We start from the raw sequence: 17639 nt of genomic DNA, 5'->3' as shown, positions 1-17639 counted from the left end.
TATTGATTATTTAGATTTTCTTTCTACGTTTAATGGACTACCTGTTTCATCTATTATCTTTAACTGTCCTGCTCTAAAGAAGTCAACTTTATATTTTATTTCTGGTCTATAATCAGTTATTGGTCTGTCATCACCAGCAGTCTCTTCAATGGTAAAGATGATTTGCTTATTGTCATAATCGTACTTCCATTTACCCTTCATGTTGTTTTCTTCTTTTGAAGTTTTACCACTATTATCATAAGCACCATATGTACCATCACTTTTAAAGTCTAAACCCACAAAGAACTTGTCACCAACGTAACTACCCCACTCACCTAATAACTCCTTACCGTCTCTAGATATTTGTACTCTAGAATCGTCATCGTAGTCACCTTTAGTAGTAGAAGGTTTTTCTATCTTTAAATCAGATACATTCATAGAATTCGGTTTCATTTCTTGTTTTTCTGTACTACAACCTACTAATAATAGAATAGGTATTGCTAATGATACGAGTTTCGTGGCTTTCATTATGCATTCTCCTTTTAGAAAGTATTGTAATTAATTAACATATTGTACCATAATATAAATCAAATAAATAATATGAATTTCCCCCTTACTTTTTGAATTCCAAATGTTTAGCATTTTGGTTTTTTATGCTCCCATAAATTCTTTATCAAAATAGAACTTGTCCATTAAATTATTTACAATACCGTTGAAATATGCGAACATACCATTCTCCATCTTTACTCCAGCTTTCACTTTCATAACAAACTCTTTAATAGCTTGTAAGCCGATTGCAAGCTCCTGGTCTTTGCTGAATGCTGTAGCACCTGTTGTGTAGTTAACAACTCTATTACACTGTCTTACAACCTTCCACAGTTCTTGTATTGTTTTTGATTCATAATAAAAAGAATTAGTTAAAGAAACAAAACGTTCTGGTACCCAATGAGGCACAAAATCAGCTTGTTTAATATTCTCTTCAGGAGTATTGCTATCCTCATTACTATTACGTTTGTTTATATCTTTTATATTTTGTTTTAAGGAAACAGGTTTTGTCTTATTGGTCGGACACTTCTCGGACTTTTCAGCAGCTACCTTGTTGGACACTTCTTCCACAATAGGTTGAATTACAATAGCGTTAGCAGTTTGCAGCATATCGGATTTACGTTTCATTTCGATTTGCTTGATCATGCCCAGGTCAACGAGTTTCTTCATTTTTTTGAAAAAAATTCATTGAAAAATCGTTGGTACGCCATCCCTTCCCAAGACATTTGTAATTCGAACGTGACTTGTAAAAGTTCTCGAATTATTCTTTCCATAGTTTCTCTATTTCGTAATATAGAATCTGCAGATTCTTCTAGTTTATCTGGATCAACACGTACTTGCCCCAATTGATTTATACCTCCTCTCTGTTATGTGTATAAAATTACCAATATAAATATAGCAAATTTATAGAGGGATACTTCCGAAAAATATAAATTAATGAAAAGATAACCTGTTGAATAAGAGGTTTCTGAAAAAGTTTCAATCTTTAGTAAATAACAGAAATTTTATCAATATAGGGGTACTTCAAAATATTAGCTTGATGAGCATGGGGTCACCACATTAAAAAAAGAAAATTATACGTTTAGAAACAACTTAACCGATTCCCTGTACGTTAAGGAATTAGTTATATATTTTACTCCTTTTAAAGAATTTTTATCTTGTAATTAAGGTTTCTATAGAAGACATATGAAGTGTTCAGCCAATTGCAATTACAAAACAAATTCCTTTATTCATCTATAATTCCAATAATCATATTTCTCAACTTATTTTATAAGATTTAAACTCCTTAAATTTACCATAAAATGGTATTTAAATTATGCTGTTGAATATTTTTTAAAGGGGGAGGCGATCTTCATGAATCTATAGAAGAAACCATTCCCACATGATAACAACTTCTAAAAGGAGGAAAGTTTATGCAAAGAATTTTTAAATTCCTGTTCACGTCTGTTTTTTCTTTGATTTGTGTTTTGTACTTTCAAACGAACGCTTTTGCCGCACCAGCATACGAAGGAATTGTCAAAATGGAGCAGCCGTCAGGCGAATCGTTTCAAGCCACGGTGCATGGAGATGAATGGTTCCATTGGGCAAGCACAAAGGATGGCGACGTACTTTTACAAGATGAGAAGGGGTATTGGAATTACGCTGAACTTACATCAGACGAACTGAAATCGACGGGGAAAAAATATAAAATTGACAAGAAGCCTGCAAAAGCGGTAAATGAGAACAATTTGAACAAATGGATAAAGAAATACAACCCTCAAGCAAAGAAAAAACAGGAGCTCATGAAAGAATTTACGGGATCACCAGAAAATGTTGACGGAACTGTCACTCCAGTTTTAGGAACCAAAAAATTACTTGTTTTGTCAATTGGGTTTACAGATGTTGATATCGCATATAACGACAACGATTGGAGTAACAAATTCTTTTCTGCAAATCAAAAGTCAGTAAAGAATTACTATAATGAAGTCAGTAATGGAAAATTACAGATCACTCCGGCATCCGAAACATATGGTACGCAAAATGATGGGGTGGTTAAAGTGAAATTAGATTACGCTCATCCGGATACATCGGGAAAAGACATTAGAACGGTTATAACAGATGCACTGGCTAAAGCTGATCCTACGGTGAATTTTGCTAGTTTTGATACTAATAATGATCAAGTCATCGACTCTAAAGATGGCTTCTACATTGTAACTGTTCTTGCTGGCAATGAAGAGGCTAGTGGTGGTTCAGCGCCAAATATTTGGGCACATCAGTGGTATGCTCCTAACACAAATCACGATGGTGTTACAGTATCAGGTATGTATACGACGCAGGGTGAAAAACAATATGGTCATATGGCAACGATTGGTATCCCTGCTCATGAATTGGGCCATTCCTTTGGCCTTCCAGACCTATATGGCGATAATAATCATGTGGGTGGTCTAAGTATAATGGCTAATGGAGCCTGGAATAGTCTTCAAGGAGAAGAGTATGGAGCTACACCCGATCATATGGATGCCTGGTCAAAAGTAAAATTAGGATTTGTAACACCAACTGTAGTAAATACCACCAACAATTTTACTCTAAATGCGATCCCAAATAACTATAATGTTTTAAAGATTCCTTTAAAGGATAATACGTATTTTTTAGTTGAGAATCGCGAAAAGGTTGGGTATGATGCAAGCTTGCCAACAAATTCTGGTGGCATCGCGGTTTGGCATATTGATGAATCCATGAATAATAATTCTAATGACCCTCATCCTTTCATTGATGTAGAGCAATCCATCAGTGAATACCAAGACCCGTTCTATTACACGAATAACAATCACGCTGCTTCCTTTGGCCCAGACACCAATCCGAACAGTAATACCTACACTGGAGAAAAATCGGGAGTAACGATTACGACGACAAGCACAAGTAATTCTGCCATGAATGTAGCAGTCACAACAAAAGAAGCTAATTGGATTCCGCAAACAAATTGGACACTAAAATATGTAGACAGCTATAATTCGTACAATTTGGGTACGTATGCCTTTGATGGAAACAAAAACACGTTTTGGCATACGAACTGGAGCCCCGTAGCTCCAATGCCGCACGAGATTCAAATTGATTTAGGTGCAACCTATAGCCTCTCCAAATTCAACTACCTGCCAAGACAAGACGGCCAAGTGAACGGAACGATTAAGGGCTATGAGTTCTACGTCAGTAGTGATGGAGTGAATTGGGGAACAGCTGTAGCCACAGGTACCTTTACAAATGATACCACTTTGAAAGAAGTCAGCTTTGCAACCAAGACAGGTCGCTATATTAAATTGCGTGCCTTAAGCGAGATAAACAATAATCCATGGACAAGTGCGGCTGAAATCAATGTATTTGGAACGGCGCAATAATGTATTTGTAAAGGTAGCTATTGAAATCATTGATAAGCTATCACAAAAGTACCCACAAAATATTGAAACGATATTCTTTATTTTAATTTTATGGTGTGAAGCTTGTTCCGTACGCAAGTTCACCAATGGGAACTCGATCAATATATGACTCTTTATTAAGAGTGAGAGGCCTTGATACTACTGGTATCGGGGCTTTTTTCTTTTTGTGGATAAAACATTTTTCAATGAGTTAGAACACATTCATCCACAAAAAATGCAAAGATAAACATCACCCCAAAACGTTATTCATGTATGCTTCAAATTCAGCGATAGATCTTTTATCAATTTTATCGCTAATATGGGAATAGACATTTGGTGTAAATACATTATCGATATGCTGACTGGATTTACATTGCAGGTGAAGGCGTTGAAGGTTGGATGTATTTTGATGAGGAATATGTACATTGGCTTAGATAATAAAATAGTTAGCTCTAATTAAAGTGCACCTCCAATTGTTAGACTGTGTTTAGCAATTGGGATGCACTTCAGTGTACGGTGACCCCATTTAGCTACTTTTGCTTTACTTGTATGTCTAACGTTCCATCTTGACGAATAGATCTAATAACGATATCTATTGTACCTGTACCTTTACCTTCAAAATAACCAAAGATAACCACTTCTTGCATTTTTTTATTATTATCTTGATAATTTAAAGTTAAACTATTTTCTCCTACGTCTTTTAAATCGATTTTAGTTTTATATTGTTTATTAGAATCAATAGTAGGTATTGTAATTTGTTTAGTTTTACGACCATCAATAATTATAAGATTTTTAATATCTTGATCTGTTTTGTTAGTAATTGTAATATCAAAACCATGATAAAAAAGTACAATATACAATATTCCTATAGTTGAGATACTTAATATTGCTAAAATTGTATAAAACCATTTGTTTTTTTTCATTATTTAAACTCTTTTCTTGTTTATAATTTTTTTGTTTAAAAGATAAAATCGAATTTAATACCAAGTAGGTCTTAAGTCTCCATTCCCATCAAATCCTCTAAAATAACCCCATCTTGCTAAATCTCTTAATTTATCATGTCCTTGACCAGCATGCGCTCTTCCGACAGCATTATTGTGTAAATTCATCGCTTTATTAAGCTAATAAAACAAAGTATCTTCTAAAGTGAAAAAATACGCTGTTTTTTCTATAAAATAATAGGGGAGGATAGTATTTTTTAACACTTGGAGGTAGTTAATATTTTTAAGCTGATGAGCATGTGATGTGATTCTAAGTAATTTAAACTATATTTGAGTAAAACTTATTAATTATTAGGAGCTTGTCCATTTCACTTTCTTCCTTTTTTCATAGTTTATATAGAGTTTGATAGAAAGGGGGGAAGTGAAATGGTAGTAACTTGTATTGCACAAGTCACTGATCAATTTTTCCTAGTTACCGAATTTGATGGAGTTGAAATTAGAATTCATATTTCAGCTCAATTGGCAGCAATTTTGAAGGCATTAGGTGTACCATCATGCGAATAGTAAGTGATAAGTGACATTTCTTCATATTGAATGAAATGTAATAAAGAAAGCCGCTCATTTTTAGGTGGGCGGCTTGTTCTTTAACTCTATTAAAGTGTTACGCTTGTGGTGTAGGAAGATCCGCTTCACCTTCAGTGCTTATACTACCAAAACCACCAGGATCTTTTACAGATCCATTACTTACCATACCGCCACCAGGATCTCCATGCGTATAAGCTAAATCAGGTCTTGTTGGTGCTCCACCTGTGTCACCTTTGTTGAATCCCATAAATCCAGCTGTTATAGATACCACAAATGTACAACCTATTGTTGTTAAGAGGACTTTTTTCATCATTTTAATGCTCCTTTTTCCATTTGTTTTTGTCGTGCGTCCTTGCTTATACGATAATACTTGCTTTTTCATAGTTGTTTTCATTATAAAATTTATCAGCTAAACGATCTGTATATTCTTCAATACAGTCAAATAGTTTTTCTTTTTCAAAGTACGTAATTCCTTCTAAAACAGCTTTTTCTAATGCACCTGTATTTGTATTCATTTCTTTTAAAATTATAAAACGATATTGATATTCTCGATTTTTTAAATGATTACAGATGTATAACCCTTTTTCTATTAATGGTTCGGCTATATTTAGCTGATTTAATTTCAAATTTTCATCAGCTTCTAAATACAATGCTCGGAAATGATTTGGAGATTTCTTTGTTACTTCTGATAAGTGACGAAGTGCTAATTCTGATAAATTTTGATTTGCATAAAGTAATCCTAAGTTGTTGCGTACCATAAGGCCATATTTTGCATGATTTATTTTTTGGAATAAATTTAATGCTGTATTTAATGCTTCTTCAGCTAATTCAAATTGTTTTAAATCGATACAACATAGTCCATATACATTTTCACATAAAGCAAGATTAATATCATATCCATCTTGTTTAGAAAAGCCTGCTTTTGCTTTTCGAATACAATCAATGGACTTAAGGTGTTGATATGAATGATAATAAAATTCTCCTAAACGATAATGAAATTCAGCTTTTTCAAAAGGATTTACAATGTATTGTAATAGTGTTTCAGCTTTATCAAACTGTTCTTTTGCTTCTGTATAGTTAGTAATAAGTCTTAAGTGAAGAGCCTTGAAGAAGTGATAATAATATGCTAGGGATTTATCTGTTGGGATTTCAAAGGACGCTACTTGATTAAAACTGTCTTCTTTAATTGAAACCCAATCAGTTAGAACATTATAGCGGAAATTTAATAATGCATGATATAAAGATATATTGTAATCTGTTTCTATATTCTTAATTTCATTATCAACTTCTTGTTTTAATGTCGTTGCTTTTGAAACTTGTTGTTGCAACATGGCTTGGTACCAATCATTTAGCAACTTTGTAATCTGTTCATTCCCCTTCACTGATACGTTCATAATATCCTCCTCATCCATATATTATTAATTAAATATTAACATAATTCGGATAAATAAAACGAATGAATTGATTGTTTTTCAATAAAAAATAGAATATTCAGTTTTTTGTTAAGTTAAAATAAAAAAGGACAAAAAGCCATTCCTTTTTCAAGAGTAGCTCTCCCCTTAATATTTTATTTTTCTTCTTCTTTGTAGTTCAACGCAATCTCTACTATCTCTTCTGGCATTAAGTCTCTAAAATCCCAAAAAATTATATCACTTGGAGCCGGGTGGGGCACACCGCTATCGTTAAATTGGTTTACATATTCATTAAGTTCTTCTTCGGGTAATTTAGGATTACAAATCTTTGTTACAAGTTCAATAAGTTCCTCTTTCGTCATTTTATTATAAACCTATCTTTAATCTGTTCTAAGTATTTCTTCACCTGTTTTTCATCATTCTAATATCTGTTTGTCTGAGATTATATTAGGATCATAGACTGTTTTTGGTGTTCTGACATTCTTAAGTTCTCCAGGTATAATATTTTTTTCTCTGTCTAGTGCAGGTAAACCATATTTTATCTCATAAATTCCTTTAATAGAAGGATGTTCTATTTTCGAAATTGTGCATTGTTCTATATCCCAACCATAATCTATAAATACTTGCTCAAAGTTTTTTAGATTATGACATCCAACTATTCCTTTATTTTTCTTTCTTACAACACCTTGTACCTCGATTAAATGTGTGTCATATCCAGATTCAAAAATAATGTTTTTTGTTGCACCTTCTGTATCGAACTTTGCATCATTTTTCAAATTCAAATCATCAAAAGACTGTGTATAGTGAATCACTAAATATAAATTATCATAATATACACCAAGTGTATTTAGGGAAAAATAATAGTGCTAGAGGAAATGACGAAAAGTATTATCAGTTTGCTTATTATGAAGATGGTAAAGAATATGTTTTAAAAAAATAAAAAAATTAAAATTACCTAAAAAAGTAATTTGCATAAATACAGGAGAAATTTTTAATAGTGCAAGAGAAGCTTCTAAAAAAATGGGAATAAACCAGCCGCATATATCTGAATGTTGTAATGGAAAGAGAGATTTCGGAGGAATAATGAATAATGGAGATCGTATTGTTTGGGAATTTAGAAATAATTATGATCCAAATAAAAAATATTCATTCAAAATGACTAGAGTTCATAGTAAAGAAACGAGAGAAAAAATTTCATTATCTAATAAAGGTAAGTATTCTAAAAATAGACAGTATGTAATACTAGACGATAACAATAATGAAAAAATAAAGTTTAATGATGTAGAAGAATTGAAGAGTTATATGTACAGCTGCTGGATGGGAATGATCAGCGGTGTAATCATTGTGAAAGAAGCATAGGAGGAAGTAAAAGCTCCATAAAGAAAATCAGCTGTATCCAATGGGGATAGCTGATTTTAAAAATATTTAGAAAATCCAGTTGACACTCCCTACTACTCGGTGTTACGATGTACTTGTAATAAGCAATACTGAATAGCGTGTTTTCCAAAAAGCTATTCAGTAAAAAATTCCCTCAGTACTCTGTTATACTGAATATAAGTCAGACAAAATAGAGGAGGTAGAGGAGGATCTGAACATGGAAAATTTAACTGAAATGTTGAAGGGTTCGCTGGAAGGCTGCGTGCTGGAAATTATTAGCCGTCATGAAACCTATGGCTACGAGATTACCCGCCGCCTGAACGAGCTTGGGTTTACCGAAGTCGTGGAAGGGACGGTCTATACCATCCTTGTGCGATTAGAAAAGAAAAAACTTGTGAACATGGAAAAGAAACCGTCAGATATGGGACCGCCCCGTAAGTTTTACTCACTTAATGAGGCTGGCCGCCAGGAGCTTGAATTGTTTTGGAAAAAATGGGATTTTGTATCATCAAAAATCAACGTCTTAAAGTCAATCTAGCTTCATAAGATATTCCGTCCGATATTTTTGGAGTGTCTTGCTCAGCTTTATAAAAAAGGAGGAAAAATAACATGATGGAAATGTTCAAAAAAATAATTGGTGATAAAAAAGAATACAAGATGATGATGGCACGGGTTGAAGCCCTGCCAGAGGACTACCAGTTTGTATTTAAGAAAATTCAAAACTACATGTGGAATTTCTCAGCGGGCAACGGGATGGATATGCTACACATACAGTATGAATTAATCGAGTTGTTCGAAACCGGTGCGGCGGAAGGGAGACAAGTGCTGGAAATTACTGGAGACGACGTAGCGTCCTTTGCCGACGAACTAGTGGCAAACGCTAAAACCTATGTCGCCAAGTATCGTGAAGATTTGAATCAGAGTATTATGAAGCGATTGGGAAAAAAATAAATTCAATAGATAATACCGACTGATTAGCTGGTTACAAATGTGAATTGCAACCTTCGCTATTCAGTTATATTTTTAACCTGGTACTAAGTTATACAGATTATCAGTCAGACTAAATAGAAGGGTATAGGCAATCTAGCTCCGCAAGGTGCTTTTTATAAGGAGGAAAAAAGTATGAGCAATGCAGCGATTTCTGTAAAAGGATTAAAAAAATCCTTTAAAGACAAGGAAGTCTTAAAGGGGGTGGATTTTGAGGTGCGGCGTGGTGAAATTTTCGCACTGCTGGGCTCAAATGGAGCGGGCAAGACAACGACGGTCAACATCCTCTCGACGCTGATGAAGCCCGATGGCGGCGAAGTAGGTATTTGCGGCTTTGACGTCCAGCGTCAACCGGATCATGTTCGCCAGAGCATCAGTCTGACAGGGCAGTTCGCAGCTTTAGATGGCATGCTCACCGGACGGGAAAACCTGATGATGATCGCCAAGTTGCGTGGAGTTTCCAATCCCACGCAAATCGTCGACAATCTGCTTGCAAGATTCAGCCTGACCGATGCGGCCAACCGCCGGGCAGACAAATATTCCGGCGGGATGAAGCGCCGGCTTGACATCGCCATGAGCCTGATCGGGACGCCAGCAGTTATTTTTCTCGACGAACCAACGACAGGGCTTGACCCCGAAGCGCGGATTGAAGTCTGGGATACCGTCAAGGAACTTGCCGGCGGTGGCACAACCATCTTGCTGACAACCCAGTACCTGGAGGAAGCCGAACAACTGGCGGACCGTATCGCCATCCTACATGGCGGAAAAATCATCACGACCGGTACCCTTACCGAACTCAAAGAGATGTTCCCGCCAGCGAAAGTGGAGTACATCGAGAAGCAACCGACATTGGAGGAAATTTTCCTCGCGATTATCGGCAAAAAGGAGGAGATGTAAATGAAAAGTAAAACAGGGGTATTACTAGGGCGTTTAATGCGCAACATCATGCGTAGCCCGGATACGATTATCACGGTGGCGATTACGCCGATTATGATGCTGCTGCTGTTTGTCTACGTATTTGGCGGCGCCATAGAGACAGGTACGGACAACTATGTAAATTATTTATTGCCGGGAATCTTACTGATGGCTATCGCATCCGGCGTCGCTTACACTTCTGTGCGGCTGTTTACGGATGTAAAGAGCGGGCTAATGGCGCGTTTCATTACCATGCCCATCAAGCGCTCGTCGGTATTGTGGGCTCACGTATTGACCTCGCTTGTTTCCAATGCGCTTACTATCGTGGTGGTTATCCTTGTTGCGCTCTTGATGGGCTTCCGTTCCAGCGCTGATATCCTGGATTGGCTCGCGGTAGCTGGGATACTCGGGCTGTTTACACTGGCGCTGACATGGCTGGCTATCATTCCCGGATTGACAGCGGGATCTATGGAAGGGGCGACAGCCTACTCGTACCCGCTGATTTTCCTGCCGTTTATCAGTTCGGCCTTTGTCCCCACCGAAACCATGCCTAAAATTGTCCGTGCGTTCGCTGAGAACCAGCCCGTGACTTCAATCGTGAATGCGATTCGTGCCCTCTTGTATGAAGGGTCTGTTGGCAACGATATCTGGATCGCGCTTGCTTGGTGCGTCGGCATCATGGCCATCGCTTACTTCTTCGCCAGTAAAGCATTTAAGCGCCAGTTAGGGTAAGTACACTATCGGTTCGGTTCCGTTATGCTTATGGGATATACAAAAAGAAACTTCATGACCTCTTTATAAAGGGCACATATCCAAGGTCATAAATCCATACGGCTAATAAAATCATTGCTAATAAGACCTGCACAACCAATAATTTCACCCGAATCCTCCATTAAATACCAAATGGGAAGTGGATTGTCCGTTGTTATACTATGTGTAATACAGTCCTCATATACTTTCATACTATTTTCATTTGCCCATTTGCCCTGAATATATTTAATTGCTTTTTCTTTATATTCTAGATGTTCTCTAACGTTAATAATTTGCATAATAACTTTCCTTTCCCTATTTTTTAACATCATTAGTAACTTTTCTACTATACTGTTATATTAAAAATTGTAATATTCCATAATTTTAATTTTGAATATAAAAACACCCAATTAAGGATAAAAACAAAAAACTTGAGTATAATTAGCACACGCTCAAGTTTTTTGTTTTTATTTATTGTGTAAGAATAGTAACACATAAACTCGAGAAATATATTTCTCAATCCATGATGATATTCTTATTACTGCTTTAACTCTTGCATACATTCTTGTACAAGAGTAACTGCCTGACTCATAGTAGCACCACCACCAAATGCAGCTGTCACTCCCACTGCCTCAAAGATCTCCTGTTCTGAAGCTCCTTGATCTAGACATCCTTTAATGTGATAAATGATACAATATTCATCCTGAGAATAAAGGCTAATCCCTAAAGCAATTAGCTGTTTTTGCTTTTTGGATAAGCTGCCTTCTTTAAAGCATTCCTCTGTAAAAGAATTAAATTGTTCAGCTAGCTTAGGCATCTTCTCAGTAAATAAACCCAAACCATACTTATAATGATGAAGTGCAGATTCTGTAGAGTTTCTACCTTCAAATTCCATATTTAATCCATCTCCATTTCTCATATATTTAAACAAAAGTTAGTATGAACCTAATCCGAATTGATTAAACCCAAATAATATTTATATCAGGAGGAGTGAAAGGTGAGAGAGGATTTAAAAGCATGATATAACAAGAAATTAGCTTAGGATATTGTACAAAAGGGGGGGATACTCTCTCTACTTCTGTCAAAGGATAACGTAAAAAGGAAGTGATTATATGGAAAAACAAGGTGTAGTGAATACATTAAATGCCTTTTTAAAAGGTCAGTACATGGGTATTCACGGTTATGAGCATTATATAGAAAATTTAAAGGATCCAGAAATAAAATAGGAATTTCAAAGAATACAACAAGATCACAAACAACATGCTTTAAAAGTAGCAGAAAGAATACAAAATCTTGGAGGAGTACCGGTTAATAAAGGAAGGGATCGTTGGCTCTGTTCAAGGTTTGATAAGTCAATCTACAGTACCAAATACAACAGAAGGAATTGTAAATAACGCGTTAAAGGGCGAAGATTATTACGGAATTAAAATATCAGAAGAAATTGTACAAGGTAATTTGGATCCAGAAAGTCATAAGTTAATACATGATATTTTAGATAAACATAGGGAACATGTAAATGTATTAAAGCAACTTACGCATTAACATTTTTAGTTACGCTGCATCATAATTAAGTAGAGGTATTTAAAATAGCTCCACATACTTTCCACAAAGCGGGAAAATACTAATACTTGTCTTAGTACTTTAATTTCAAAGTATTAAAACATAATTACTAACTGCGATACTAGGAGGACGTTACTATGAATATTCGTGAAGGATTAATTCCAACTACACTAGGTACAGCAGTTACAGCTGCGGGTTATGCTCTTAAGCAAACTCGTGGGTCTAATAAGATGATTGCAAATACAGTATTTGGATTTGGTTTAGCTCATGTTGTTTTAGGGGTAATTGATCTTATAGAACATCGTCGTTAGAAGATAGGGCAAGCACCTTTTGATGCTTGCCTTTTTAATATCGAAAGTGTTTATTAATTTTTAATTTTGTTTATTTTATGGGATACATAGGAAAGGATGGCGTTTTTGTATGTCTATTTCTGTATCTGATGAATTGCAACTATTTGCTCAAGAAATTCAAAGCTTCTTATCCCCAAATATCTTACAAGATCTTGCTAGAGATGTTGGGTTTGTGCAACGAACTAGTAAGTACCAAGCAAAAGATTTAGTCGCTTTATGTGTATGGATGAGCCAAAATGTCGCTACAACTTCTTTAACTCAGGTAAGAGTAAGTGATGAAGAACTAGAAAAGCGCATAACATACATCTTTTGGATTTCCTCGTTCCACAGATCGCCAATAAATTCGTATATATCTTTAAATTCCTCTTTCGTGTCATCAATAGAACTCTCCACAAAGTCTATAAGTCCGTATTTTGCGTCTTCGAGTGCGCCTTTTGGGTCATCGACTAGGTTTCCAAAAAAATCCGATGTTTTGTTTCCACACTTTTTTAAGTGGATCAAAAATGGTGTCTTCTGCTGCTCTCGCGCCTCCTCACTGAAAGGCTTCCCATATCTTATCAAGCTGATTAAAATCCTCGTAAGCCTTCTCATTCACTTCATGGAATGTTTTCGCAGCTTTCTTTAATTCGAGTTTAGTATGATGTAAATATTTCTACTTTTTTAGGGAATAAATAGTTTTTAATTTACTAAAAAATACTAAAATTAACAAAAAAAGAAAATCTTCCTTGGGAAAAATGTATTCAGAATATAAAATGTCAAGGAGGATACTATGTTAAAAAAGTAGGAATTACAATAGGAGCTGTACAGAGATAATAAAGTCATTTAATTTACAATAAAGTCGTTTAAAAACAGATTAAGATATTGAAAATTTTACAATTACTGATGGCCGTAAACTTCAAAAATTTAAAATACCTACTATTCATTCCAATAAACAATATAACACTAAAATGAAGTTAAAAGATGTAGGAGAAAATATTTTGTAGTGAAGTGAGGGGAAAGTACTGGACAAATAAATGAAGACACTCGAATTGAGTGCCTTCTCTTAGCCTTAGCAGCCAAATCCACCTCCAAAACAACTACAACCGATTATGATTAATAAGATAAATAACACAATCAGTAAGGCGAATCCGCCGCCGAAGCCACCACAACCAGCAAAACCCATGATCTATTCCTCCTTTTAGTGAGGAAAAAAACTATGTGGGCTGTCGTTATAGGTATTCCAGCGGATTTACATTACATTATGTGACGTGGATCTAAAGAGTGCATATATGTAAAGAAAATTAATTTAGCAGTTCCAACTATAATTTGAAGAAGATGTATTGAAAAGAGCAGCCAGCAAAAGCTAACTGCTCGTCCTCGAGGGGGAGGAAAGTAAAACTACAAATGGAGTACAGCTATGAGTGGCCTGTTTGTAATATGTGCAGATTTTGAAAAGTTATGCATAAGGAAAGTTTAAAAAATAAAAAAGGCTATTGGGACTTTTAAACGACACGTTTCGACATCTCGCTTTCTCCTCTCTTAATCAAATTTATAGGTTACACTGATTAATTACATCGTCTATTTTAAAGAGCAACGCTGATGCGTTGTTAGGTTATATAATTATTATGATAGTAGTATGGATGTTTTAACGAAAGGTCAACTGATGCATGGTTGTCCTTTTTTATAGGTATTTCTTTTTTTATTTATACAGTTACTCATAATTTTCGTACTGTGTAACGCAAAAAAGAAATGCTTATAAATTCACTGGTATAAATGGGTGTGGCGTTTAGGGCAGTTACACAAAATATAAGATATGGGCAAGTGAAGCAACGGTATAAAAAAGAAGCTTAGTTTGTCAAATGGACGTACCGCTCTATTATTATCAAGTTAGGGAATTTATTGTTTCCAAATAGTATCCGTTTTTATGTGAATTATTATTGGATTTGAAAAATTAAAAAATCGCCTTATTAAAGGCGATTCATGGTCTATCTATTTTTCATTCTTTTGATAAATAAGTATCTTTTAAAGTTAAATACAATGTTCTACATTAACGTGTTTCTTTTTCTTTTCTTCTAAGACCGAATAAACCTAATAATCCTAATAAACCAAGCCATGCCCAATTATTATCATTATCACGATCATTATTTAAATCATTTGTTGTATTCACATTTCGAGTTCTAGTATCATTATTAACTCTATTCATGTTATTGTCATTAACTCGAGTTGTAATATCATTATTGTTAACTCTATCCCTATTATTACCATCGTATTCAGCATGAACACTTGTACCAAAAACCATAATAGTTAGTAATAGAGCACTTAAAATAGATGAGAATTTTTTCTTCATAGTTTTCCCTCCTTTCATATTTAGTAATGTCTCCAGTTCCTTTAGATAATATTCTTTTAAAAATATATAAATCCATTTGAGTTGAAATTAGGATAAATATCTTTAATTTCTATTATTAAAAATACTGGTAATAATGGAGTATGTTAATTGAAATATATGTGTTATTTATAAGAATAAATTTTTTGTAACAGTATATTCTATGAGAGATAATTACTGTATTTGGATAAAGTGTTCCTTATGAGTTATAGGAACCTATTTTCTTTAATCCGGAACATGGTTGGGAAAATTTTTGCTATCACTTGATGTCGTATCGATTGACGTGCAGCGGAATATATCAACATTAAGTGATTGAGAGAAGGATAAAATTTCACATACCTTATTTATAGTAATAGTATAAAGATTTAATGAAAGGGCAACTGTGTATAGTTGCTTTTTCACATTTTGAGAAGGGCGAGCATATATTGAAGTATAGGGAAGAGACAATGTAATCACCTTTTCTATTCAATATCAACACTTCTTAACACATTGAGAGCATCCACTAGATGGATTGCTCTTTTTATTATGTAAAAAAGGATGAATACGGGCTTCGGCTTTCTTTAGCTTCTCATCAGATGATAATAATCTTGTAGAAGGACACCCTGTACTTCCTTTTCCACGACGCTCTGTATAAAAACCTTCTTCACCAAATTGTTCATATGTCTTTCTCCAACGTTTTAAACATTGATTAGGTTTTTTCTCACCGATGATGTCCAAGTCGAATCCATTCTCTAAAAAGATTTGATTTGGACCTTTTCCTTTTTGATTTTCTTTCACAGCTTTTATCTTAAAATCTGGACAATAGCTAATCGAACGTTCTGATACTTTTAATACATTTTCATTCTTCTCTAGTTGTTTCATTTAGCTTTCGTTAAAAATAATTTTACTCATTTTCTGTACCTCACTTCTATCATTGTCTCCATTATAACGAGGAATGCTTATCAAAATATACAAAAACCCCGAATCATGGACTTTTTTTAAGTGTCCACGATTCGGGGTACAGTTCAATAAGTGCTCTTGTAATAATTTGCATAATTTTGTCTAATGTTAATAGTAGTTAACAAAAAGAAATTGGAATTTTCTCGTTTTTATATAAGTTAGAGAAAACTTACTATTTCTTGTGTTGCTAGAAGAAGTTTTAATGAAATTGTTGTTGATTGCTCATTTGTTGCCCTTGTTGGTTACCCATTTGTTGCCCTTGTTGGTTACCCATTTGTTGTCCTTGTTGGTTACCCATTTGTTGTCCTTGTTGGTTACCCATTTGTTGCCCTTGTTGGCCGCCCATTTGCTGTCCAGGTTGACCACCTATTTGTGATTGAGCCTGAGAAATAGCTTGATTTACTTGGCTTAGTGTTTGATTAGCCTGTAGATACTGTAATCCTTGATTTAGTGTTTGAATAGCTTGTTGAATAGTTTGCTGTAATTGTTGATCAGCTTGTTGCATTTGTTGTTGAGATTGTTGGCTAAACTGCTGAAGTTGTTGCATTAGTTGATTAGCCTGTTGTAACCCTTGCTGTGGTTGCTGTCCTTGTTGTTGCCCTTGAGAAGCTTGAGATAAAGAATGTTGTAACTGTTGAATTTGATTTTTAAGGCTAGTTAATTCTTGTGAAACTTCCAAATCAGCAGCTTTACGTGCCACGGCTTCAACTTTTTTCTCTGTTCGTTTGTCCATTTTAAAATCCTCCTTTTGTGCTCACATATTAGTGAGGAACATCTTTATAATGTTACAAACTTTTGTATTTAATACAAAAAAATAAATTTTAAATATAGAGAATAGGAAAATGAAAAATGTAGATTTAAATGCAAATAAGAGAAGCTAAATTGATTGTCCTATGAGGAGAAAAATAACTTAAGTAGATTTTCAAAACGCTCAAATGACTTGTATTGGTAAACTGGTTCATGAATAGTATGATTCAAATCAAAAAAGCTATACAAAAAATAGCAGGCAAAGATTCCTTGCCTGCCTGTGGGTTCAATGGGTTTCCCAATTAGATAAGTTGGTTTCCTCATTGCAAAAAAGAGTGAAGCCGCTAGTTCGAACGGCCTATAGATAACATGTGCATTCTCTTTAGAAAATATGTAAGAAAGATTAAAGGTCTTATTTTCTTAATAAAAGAGTAGCTAGCAAAAGCCAACTGCTTGGTTGAAAAGAGGATTCAGGAATGACTGTCGCTACGATATAGCTTATTCGTAGTATGTGTTGATGATGAAACGTTATACGAAAAAAGGCAGTCAGCAAAAGCTAACTGCTCATCCTCGAGGGGGAGGACAGATAGGCAAATAAAGTTGCAATACAAGGAGTTGCCTGTTTGTAGCATGTGCATATTTTGTAAAATTATACATGATGTGAGTTCAAGAAATGAAAAAAGCTGTTTGGATTATCAATCGACATATTACGACATTAAAATGGTTGTTAGAAATACAGTAAATTGACGTTATTTTTATATTTGAATGCCATTGGTCTAGAAAGTGATAAAACGTCTTAA

At 34.7% G+C, this 17639-nt stretch carries 22 protein-coding genes and 4 pseudogenes; 10 read left to right on the top strand and 16 right to left on the bottom strand.

Features of this window, described 5'->3' with window-relative positions; genetic code table 11:
* Positions 1 to 6 precede the first annotated feature (6 nt).
* The 3 genes and pseudogenes from BM350_RS01380 to BM350_RS01370 form a co-directional block, all read right to left on the bottom strand.
* Entirely contained in the window at positions 7 to 507 is a 501-nt protein-coding gene (locus BM350_RS01380) for a DUF3994 domain-containing protein (RefSeq protein WP_090912978.1), read from the bottom strand.
* A gap of 123 nt (positions 508 to 630) precedes the next feature.
* Positions 631 to 1200: pseudogene (locus BM350_RS01375) on the bottom strand (helix-turn-helix domain-containing protein); the annotation flags it as partial.
* Positions 1191 to 1370, bottom strand: a complete 180-nt coding sequence (locus BM350_RS01370; protein ID WP_244547926.1) for a WXG100 family type VII secretion target — start codon at positions 1368 to 1370, stop codon at positions 1191 to 1193. The pseudogene BM350_RS01375 and the gene BM350_RS01370, both read right to left, overlap by 10 nt.
* Before the next feature lie 567 nt (positions 1371 to 1937).
* Here BM350_RS01370 and BM350_RS01365 point away from each other — a divergent pair.
* Positions 1938 to 3896 (top strand): M6 family metalloprotease domain-containing protein, encoded by a 1959-nt coding sequence (locus BM350_RS01365; RefSeq protein ID WP_090912980.1) that lies wholly within the window; start codon positions 1938 to 1940, stop codon positions 3894 to 3896.
* A gap of 548 nt (positions 3897 to 4444) precedes the next feature.
* Here BM350_RS01365 and BM350_RS01355 read toward each other — a convergent pair.
* Together BM350_RS01355 and BM350_RS27815 are read right to left on the bottom strand one after the other, a co-directional pair.
* Positions 4445 to 4837, bottom strand: a complete 393-nt coding sequence (locus BM350_RS01355) for a hypothetical protein (RefSeq protein WP_090912982.1) — start codon at positions 4835 to 4837, stop codon at positions 4445 to 4447.
* 54 nt (positions 4838 to 4891) lie between these two features.
* The gene (locus BM350_RS27815) at positions 4892 to 5023 is read right to left on the bottom strand and encodes a wnt family protein (RefSeq protein ID WP_139207588.1); all 132 of its coding nucleotides are present in this window, start codon (positions 5021 to 5023) and stop codon (positions 4892 to 4894) included.
* A 258-nt stretch (positions 5024 to 5281) separates the two neighbouring features.
* Between BM350_RS27815 and BM350_RS25965 the strand changes: the two genes are divergently transcribed.
* On the top strand, positions 5282 to 5419 hold the full coding sequence (locus BM350_RS25965; protein ID WP_139207589.1) for a DUF3956 family protein: 138 nt from the start codon (positions 5282 to 5284) through the stop codon (positions 5417 to 5419).
* A gap of 97 nt (positions 5420 to 5516) precedes the next feature.
* Here the strand turns inward: BM350_RS25965 and BM350_RS01350 are convergent, their stop codons facing one another.
* From BM350_RS01350 to BM350_RS01335, 4 genes and pseudogenes are all read right to left on the bottom strand, one after another.
* Positions 5517 to 5753, bottom strand: coding sequence for a hypothetical protein (locus tag BM350_RS01350; protein WP_090912985.1), 237 nt, complete (start codon positions 5751 to 5753; stop codon positions 5517 to 5519).
* A pseudogene (locus tag BM350_RS01345) lies at positions 5750 to 6834 on the bottom strand (Rap family tetratricopeptide repeat protein). Before BM350_RS01345 ends, BM350_RS01350 begins: the two are co-directional and overlap by 4 nt.
* Positions 6835 to 7007: 173 nt before the next feature.
* Positions 7008 to 7214: a bacteriocin immunity protein gene (locus BM350_RS01340; protein WP_090912987.1), complete on the bottom strand. Its 207-nt coding sequence runs from the start codon at positions 7212 to 7214 to the stop codon at positions 7008 to 7010.
* A 54-nt stretch (positions 7215 to 7268) separates the two neighbouring features.
* Positions 7269 to 7628, bottom strand: a complete 360-nt coding sequence (locus BM350_RS01335) for a CdiA family toxin C-terminal domain-containing protein (RefSeq protein ID WP_244547925.1) — start codon at positions 7626 to 7628, stop codon at positions 7269 to 7271.
* Between the two features lie 307 nt (positions 7629 to 7935).
* Between BM350_RS01335 and BM350_RS01330 the strand changes: the two genes are divergently transcribed.
* From BM350_RS01330 to BM350_RS01310, 5 genes are all read left to right on the top strand, one after another.
* The gene (locus BM350_RS01330) at positions 7936 to 8211 is read left to right on the top strand and encodes an NUMOD3 domain-containing DNA-binding protein (RefSeq protein WP_170857634.1); all 276 of its coding nucleotides are present in this window, start codon (positions 7936 to 7938) and stop codon (positions 8209 to 8211) included.
* A 235-nt stretch (positions 8212 to 8446) separates the two neighbouring features.
* Complete coding sequence (locus tag BM350_RS01325; protein ID WP_018768018.1) at positions 8447 to 8767, top strand: PadR family transcriptional regulator; 321 nt, start codon at positions 8447 to 8449, stop codon at positions 8765 to 8767.
* 71 nt (positions 8768 to 8838) lie between these two features.
* Positions 8839 to 9180: a DUF1048 domain-containing protein gene (locus BM350_RS01320; protein WP_090912991.1), complete on the top strand. Its 342-nt coding sequence runs from the start codon at positions 8839 to 8841 to the stop codon at positions 9178 to 9180.
* 171 nt (positions 9181 to 9351) lie between these two features.
* Complete coding sequence (locus BM350_RS01315) at positions 9352 to 10113, top strand: ABC transporter ATP-binding protein (protein WP_090912993.1); 762 nt, start codon at positions 9352 to 9354, stop codon at positions 10111 to 10113.
* Positions 10114 to 10863 (top strand): ABC transporter permease, encoded by a 750-nt coding sequence (locus BM350_RS01310; protein WP_090912995.1) that lies wholly within the window; start codon positions 10114 to 10116, stop codon positions 10861 to 10863.
* A gap of 86 nt (positions 10864 to 10949) precedes the next feature.
* Here the strand turns inward: BM350_RS01310 and BM350_RS01305 are convergent, their stop codons facing one another.
* The gene (locus BM350_RS01305) at positions 10950 to 11180 is read right to left on the bottom strand and encodes a hypothetical protein (protein WP_175483362.1); all 231 of its coding nucleotides are present in this window, start codon (positions 11178 to 11180) and stop codon (positions 10950 to 10952) included.
* 239 nt (positions 11181 to 11419) lie between these two features.
* A complete protein-coding gene (locus BM350_RS01300) occupies positions 11420 to 11776 on the bottom strand; it encodes a carboxymuconolactone decarboxylase family protein (protein WP_090912997.1) in 357 nt (118 codons plus the stop codon).
* A 217-nt stretch (positions 11777 to 11993) separates the two neighbouring features.
* Between BM350_RS01300 and BM350_RS27965 the strand changes: the two are divergent.
* From BM350_RS27965 to BM350_RS01285, 3 genes and pseudogenes are all read left to right on the top strand, one after another.
* A pseudogene (locus BM350_RS27965) lies at positions 11994 to 12423 on the top strand (DUF2383 domain-containing protein).
* Positions 12424 to 12578: 155 nt separating this feature from the next.
* Positions 12579 to 12752 (top strand): asparagine synthase, encoded by a 174-nt coding sequence (locus BM350_RS01290; RefSeq protein WP_090912999.1) that lies wholly within the window; start codon positions 12579 to 12581, stop codon positions 12750 to 12752.
* 109 nt (positions 12753 to 12861) lie between these two features.
* Positions 12862 to 13053 (top strand): annotated as a pseudogene (locus tag BM350_RS01285) (IS4 family transposase); the annotation flags it as partial.
* On the opposite strand, the gene BM350_RS27355 reads toward BM350_RS01285, so the two are convergent.
* The 5 genes from BM350_RS27355 to BM350_RS01260 form a co-directional block, all read right to left on the bottom strand.
* Positions 13050 to 13352 carry a hypothetical protein gene (locus BM350_RS27355; protein WP_244547952.1) on the bottom strand — a complete coding sequence of 101 codons (303 nt, stop codon included), beginning with the start codon at positions 13350 to 13352 and terminating at the stop codon, positions 13050 to 13052. The pseudogene BM350_RS01285 and the gene BM350_RS27355 overlap by 4 nt on opposite strands.
* A gap of 487 nt (positions 13353 to 13839) precedes the next feature.
* Positions 13840 to 13953, bottom strand: a complete 114-nt coding sequence (locus BM350_RS01275) for a YjcZ family sporulation protein (RefSeq protein WP_090913000.1) — start codon at positions 13951 to 13953, stop codon at positions 13840 to 13842.
* 864 nt (positions 13954 to 14817) lie between these two features.
* Entirely contained in the window at positions 14818 to 15117 is a 300-nt protein-coding gene (locus BM350_RS01270; protein WP_090913002.1) for a WGxxGxxG family protein, read from the bottom strand.
* Positions 15118 to 15624: 507 nt separating this feature from the next.
* Positions 15625 to 16014: a helix-turn-helix domain containing protein gene (locus BM350_RS01265; RefSeq protein WP_090913004.1), complete on the bottom strand. Its 390-nt coding sequence runs from the start codon at positions 16012 to 16014 to the stop codon at positions 15625 to 15627.
* A gap of 277 nt (positions 16015 to 16291) precedes the next feature.
* Complete coding sequence (locus BM350_RS01260; protein ID WP_090913006.1) at positions 16292 to 16825, bottom strand: hypothetical protein; 534 nt, start codon at positions 16823 to 16825, stop codon at positions 16292 to 16294.
* Between the last annotated feature and the right edge of the window lie 814 nt (positions 16826 to 17639).

It is taken from the genome of Bacillus sp. 103mf (assembly GCF_900116295.1).
Lineage (GTDB): Bacteria > Bacillota > Bacilli > Bacillales > Bacillaceae_G > Bacillus_A > Bacillus_A bruguierae.
Note: the sequence above shows the minus strand (reverse complement) of the source record. Positions and strands in the feature narration are given on the sequence as shown.

What these genes read in the sequence shown, in the direction of transcription:
- BM350_RS01260 (WP_090913006.1), bottom strand. Translation starts at nt 16,825, where the DNA reads ATGGACAAACGAACAGAGAAAAAAGTTGAAGCCGTGGCACGTAAAGCT.
- BM350_RS01320 (WP_090912991.1), top strand. Translation starts at nt 8,839, where the DNA reads ATGATGGAAATGTTCAAAAAAATAATTGGTGATAAAAAAGAATACAAG.
- BM350_RS27815 (WP_139207588.1), bottom strand. Translation starts at nt 5,023, where the DNA reads ATGAATTTACACAATAATGCTGTCGGAAGAGCGCATGCTGGTCAAGGA.
- BM350_RS01355 (WP_090912982.1), bottom strand. Translation starts at nt 4,837, where the DNA reads ATGAAAAAAAACAAATGGTTTTATACAATTTTAGCAATATTAAGTATC.
- BM350_RS01300 (WP_090912997.1), bottom strand. Translation starts at nt 11,776, where the DNA reads ATGGAATTTGAAGGTAGAAACTCTACAGAATCTGCACTTCATCATTAT.
- BM350_RS01325 (WP_018768018.1), top strand. Translation starts at nt 8,447, where the DNA reads ATGGAAAATTTAACTGAAATGTTGAAGGGTTCGCTGGAAGGCTGCGTG.
- BM350_RS25965 (WP_139207589.1), top strand. Translation starts at nt 5,282, where the DNA reads ATGGTAGTAACTTGTATTGCACAAGTCACTGATCAATTTTTCCTAGTT.
- BM350_RS01340 (WP_090912987.1), bottom strand. Translation starts at nt 7,214, where the DNA reads ATGACGAAAGAGGAACTTATTGAACTTGTAACAAAGATTTGTAATCCT.
- BM350_RS01290 (WP_090912999.1), top strand. Translation starts at nt 12,579, where the DNA reads ATGAATATTCGTGAAGGATTAATTCCAACTACACTAGGTACAGCAGTT.
- BM350_RS01310 (WP_090912995.1), top strand. Translation starts at nt 10,114, where the DNA reads ATGAAAAGTAAAACAGGGGTATTACTAGGGCGTTTAATGCGCAACATC.
- BM350_RS01315 (WP_090912993.1), top strand. Translation starts at nt 9,352, where the DNA reads ATGAGCAATGCAGCGATTTCTGTAAAAGGATTAAAAAAATCCTTTAAA.
- BM350_RS01305 (WP_175483362.1), bottom strand. Translation starts at nt 11,180, where the DNA reads ATGCAAATTATTAACGTTAGAGAACATCTAGAATATAAAGAAAAAGCA.
- BM350_RS01275 (WP_090913000.1), bottom strand. Translation starts at nt 13,953, where the DNA reads ATGGGTTTTGCTGGTTGTGGTGGCTTCGGCGGCGGATTCGCCTTACTG.
- BM350_RS01380 (WP_090912978.1), bottom strand. Translation starts at nt 507, where the DNA reads ATGAAAGCCACGAAACTCGTATCATTAGCAATACCTATTCTATTATTA.
- BM350_RS01365 (WP_090912980.1), top strand. Translation starts at nt 1,938, where the DNA reads ATGCAAAGAATTTTTAAATTCCTGTTCACGTCTGTTTTTTCTTTGATT.
- BM350_RS01265 (WP_090913004.1), bottom strand. Translation starts at nt 16,014, where the DNA reads ATGAAACAACTAGAGAAGAATGAAAATGTATTAAAAGTATCAGAACGT.
- BM350_RS01270 (WP_090913002.1), bottom strand. Translation starts at nt 15,117, where the DNA reads ATGAAGAAAAAATTCTCATCTATTTTAAGTGCTCTATTACTAACTATT.
- BM350_RS01330 (WP_170857634.1), top strand. Translation starts at nt 7,936, where the DNA reads ATGAATAATGGAGATCGTATTGTTTGGGAATTTAGAAATAATTATGAT.
- BM350_RS01350 (WP_090912985.1), bottom strand. Translation starts at nt 5,753, where the DNA reads ATGATGAAAAAAGTCCTCTTAACAACAATAGGTTGTACATTTGTGGTA.